The sequence below is a fragment of the Ruminococcus sp. CAG:379 genome (genome assembly GCF_000434255.1).
Lineage (GTDB): Bacteria > Bacillota > Clostridia > Oscillospirales > Ruminococcaceae > Ruminococcus_F > Ruminococcus_F champanellensis.
This window is the reverse complement of record NZ_FR894875.1, coordinates 1-3,235: the sequence shown is the minus strand read 5'-3', so window position 1 is coordinate 3,235 and position 3,235 is coordinate 1. Positions and strand designations below refer to the sequence as shown.

The 3,235-nt window shown below is 48.3% G+C and carries 3 protein-coding genes and 1 tRNA gene; 2 read left to right on the top strand and 2 right to left on the bottom strand.

From position 1 onward, the window contains the following. Window positions 1–20 precede the first annotated feature (20 nt). Window positions 21–1,178: a hypothetical protein gene (locus tag QVO51_RS04640; protein WP_022357423.1), complete on the bottom strand. Its 1,158-nt coding sequence runs from the start codon at window positions 1,176–1,178 to the stop codon at window positions 21–23. Between the two features lie 194 nt (window positions 1,179–1,372). On the opposite strand from QVO51_RS04640, the gene QVO51_RS04635 reads away from it, so the two are divergent. After that, window positions 1,373–1,448, top strand: a tRNA-Thr gene (locus QVO51_RS04635). A gap of 114 nt (window positions 1,449–1,562) precedes the next feature. Beyond that, window positions 1,563–2,249, top strand: a complete 687-nt coding sequence (locus tag QVO51_RS04630) for a hypothetical protein (RefSeq protein ID WP_288167865.1) — start codon at window positions 1,563–1,565, stop codon at window positions 2,247–2,249. Between the two features lie 408 nt (window positions 2,250–2,657). On the opposite strand, the gene QVO51_RS04625 is transcribed toward QVO51_RS04630, so the two are convergent. After that, a partial coding sequence (locus QVO51_RS04625; RefSeq protein WP_288167864.1) for a slipin family protein occupies window positions 2,658–3,235 on the bottom strand: 578 nt, incomplete at its 5' end.

Here is a 3,235-nt window from a genome sequence, read left to right as displayed (position 1 = left end):
ATTCTTTGTGCGGTGTTGCCTTAACTCAGCTTCTTTTTCTCCTCGTCCAGCTGTCTCATCAGCTCTTCAAAATCCATAGGTGCAGAGGGTCGTGCCGGCCGCCGGGGCGCCGTTCTGGATGCCGTGGGGGCAGCTGTTTTTACCGGAGATTTTTCTGCCGCCTTGGGTGCTTCCTGTTTCGACTGCTGCTGGGCTGCATGCTGCTTCGCCTTGGAAGCTGCGATCCGCTGTTCCTCCTCTGCCTGGATCCGCTCACGCTCCTCCGCCCGCTGGCGCATTGCCCGCTTGATAGCTGCTACCCGTGCGTCCATGTCATTGCCGTCGCCGTCCGCATCATTCTCCTGGGCATAATCCTTTTCGCCCTTTTTGTGGGAATCCTCCCGGGCAAGCAGACGCTCCGCTTCCTCGATCTTTGCCCGTCGCTGTCTGGACGCCTCTGCATCCGCCGGCTTCTGTCTGGATTCGGACTTGTGCTTTTTCTTCTTGGAAGCATCCGCCCCCTTCTGGTGGAAATGCTCCGCAAGGCTCGCCTTCCGCTCTGCGAAATCCTCATCCGCATGCTTTGCACTGTCCGCATTGAACAAAGGAGACTGGGGCTTCTTTCTGCTCTTGACAGTTTGGTCATGCTCCTCCTCTTCCTCTTCGTCCTCTGCGTTTGCTGCAATGAACCGGGAAATCACATAAATCAAAAGAATTACACAGGGCAGTGCAATCAGCAGAATGATGCCCCAGGTACCTGTCATCACCAGCAGCGCACTGCCAATGGCGATATTTTCAAAGCGGCACAAGCCGATGATGGAATTTTTCTCGATCTCGGCGGTTTCTGTGCCGCTGGCATTGTTCAGATAGTAAATGATCTTTGCGTCCGAGCCTTCCGTATCCGCAGAGATCAGGCTGATCCGGCCAATGGTCTTGTCCCCGGCACTGTTGGTGTAAAGCACCACATTTTCCTTGGCATAATCATGCTGTGACTGGACGAACACTGCCGCATTCTGGGTCACCAGAGGCTGCATATCCGCCGTCCGGTTCAGATAGATCTGATACCCCGCCACTGTAGGGGAAGCATTCCGCCCACCGAACATCAGATTGGAAGTCAGACCTGCTGCGATGCAAAGCACGCAGATAATAATCATAAAAACAGCCAGGCTGGAAACCAGCTTTTTTCTCTTGTGCGCCATAAGACCCTCCGATTGTTGTATTCTTTTATTCTACTATTCTACCGGCAAACGCCGCAAACATTACACAATTCATATTATATCACATGCGCCGGGGAATTTCAATTCCCCACACAAATTTTTTGAAATTTTCATTTTTTCAGCGTTCCCTCTTGACAATTCCGGATTTTGTGGTAAAATAATAGTGTTCATTTTATGCTAGTGTAGCACAGCTGGTAGTGCAGCGCATTCGTAATGCGCAGGTCGCAGGTTCGAATCCCGTCACTAGCTCCAGGAAAGCACGATGGTTCTGATGCAATTGTATCCGGACAGTCGTGCTTTTTTTATGGGCAAGGGGTATTTTATGAGCCGCCAAAACTGGCAGAAACATTGATAATGGTGAACTGTATGAGAAATTATAAAATTCTAATTGCGTTCGTTGTCTGTGCTATAGCATTTGCTTCAATAATATCTTTACCTTCTCGGATGATTGTGGAAGCTAATAGTGAAGGGTTGGTAACAGAAAAATATGATTCTAAGCAGAGCAGATTTGATTTTGAATTTTCGACAAATGAAGCAGCAGGAACTATAAAATCATTTGACGTTTCCGATAATGGTAAAATAGCAACTTGTATTAATCCGTCTAATATTAATGTTTACGATGAATACGGCAACTTTGATTTTGCAATTTATACTAATCTTACACGAACCAAGGTAATTTTGCAATGGGATAAAAATACATTACTTATATATCTGAACTTATCAAGTGATTGTGGTTCAAAATATGACCTTGTTATAATAAACGGATATGAGGATTACCAACTTTATAGCTGTCCAGTTACTGATAATACAGAGAAATTCTGGGGCGAACTTGAAATGCATGAAGACGAACTGATAACAGATAAAGGACGATACTATCTGCAATACGGGAACCTTAGGTATAAAGATAATGAAAGTAATGAAGATTATGCAGTAACAGAAAACACCTCTTTTAGACCATGGATGTTATTGAGTATTCCAATTTTAACAGTAATTATTTGGTTTGGTTTTCTTAGAAAACGAGTAAAACGGTGGGAAGAGAAACAACACAATTAAGTGATTCCTTTTCGTCAAACCGAATATCCTCAGCATCCTCCTTGATCTTGGTCAAAGACGCTGCTGCATCCTCCCGGAGCTTCATGCCGCCGGCAACTGCCTTCACACAGCCGTCATGGAAAAACCGGCTCCTCAGGAACTTTACGCCTGCTGTTGCCGCCAGTACGCCGATTGCAAAATAACGGATTTTTTCATCGTTCAGAAAGTTTTACATGATCTTCATCCTCTTTTCTACATAGTTCGCCAAAAAGCGATAAAAAATGACAAAAAAGATTAGCAATCGCTAACCTGTTTCCGTTTCCATTGTAGCACAACACCTATGGTTTGTCAAGATGGAACGATGCTCGGCATATGGTACGGCATTTCGCCCGCAAAAAGCGCCTCCGGATGCTCCGAAGGCGCTTTCCTCTATTTCTCCCCCTGCAGCAGTCCTGCCAGCTGGGTCAGCAGATCCGAGCCGCCGCTGAGGCTGATACTGCCCACATTGCTGCAGATCCGCTCGATGCTCTCCAGCTCCTTGAGCTTATACAGGGTGCGGTTCTCGTCCATGAGCTTGGCTGTATTCAGCAGGGAACGGGTGGAAGCAACCTCCTCCCGGCGGGTAATGACGCTGGCCTGGGCACGCTTCTGCGCCACCAGCACCGTGTTCATGATGTCCCGGATCTCCCCGGGCAGGATGATGTCCTTCACGCCTCCGTCGATGATCTCCACAAACAGCTTCTCCGCCTTTTCCCGGAGCCGCCCGGTCACATAGTCGGACAGTTCCTCCTTGCTTTCCAGGATCTCGTCCAGCAGGTGCATGCCTACATAATCCCGGAGCGCCAGCTGGGCTGCCACATGCAACTGCTCCTTGAAATCGTTGATCTCCAAAGCGATCCGCACATAGTCTGTGATCCGGTAGCTATACACATAGCTGATCCGCAGGCTCACCTTGTCCTGGGTCAGCAGCTCCTGACCGGTGACAGTCATGGAGGTCAGCCGGGTAT

Excerpts from the sequence above, each read along its gene's own strand:
- QVO51_RS04640 (WP_022357423.1), bottom strand. The coding sequence starts at position 1,178 with ATGGCGCACAAGAGAAAAAAGCTGGTTTCCAGCCTGGCTGTTTTTATG.
- QVO51_RS04630 (WP_288167865.1), top strand. The coding sequence starts at position 1,563 with ATGAGAAATTATAAAATTCTAATTGCGTTCGTTGTCTGTGCTATAGCA.